Raw genomic sequence first — 376 nt, 5'->3', positions numbered from 1 at the left:
GCATTTGTTGCGAAAAAAGCAGGCGAAGGTACGAAATATGGTTTAACGACAGCACAAGCGGAAAAATTCGCGAAATTCTACGGCTCTAACGTTGACGTACTGTTTGACTTAGCGAAAAAACATAAAGACGAAGCGAAAGAATACAACATGCCGCTAGACGTTCTAATCCCGCTTGTATACGCAATGGATTACGAAATGACAGCCAAACCAGTCGACTTCTTCGTACGCCGCAGAGGCGCTGTGTTCTTCAACATCCACTGGGTATACGAGTGGAAAGAAGCAGTAATCAACTACATGGCTGCGAAACTAGGCTGGAGCAAAGAAGAGCAAATGAAATACACAGCAGAACTAGAAAAAGCATTAACAGACGCTGTCA

General features: G+C 44.1%; 1 protein-coding gene. It reads left to right on the top strand.

Features of this window, described 5'->3' with window-relative positions:
- Positions 1 to 376 (top strand): glycerol-3-phosphate dehydrogenase C-terminal domain-containing protein (locus SB775_RS27770; RefSeq protein WP_410864365.1); only part of this gene is annotated, 376 nt, incomplete at both ends.

This window comes from Peribacillus sp. SIMBA_075, from assembly GCF_046534585.1.
This window is presented reverse-complemented; position numbering and strand designations above follow the sequence as displayed.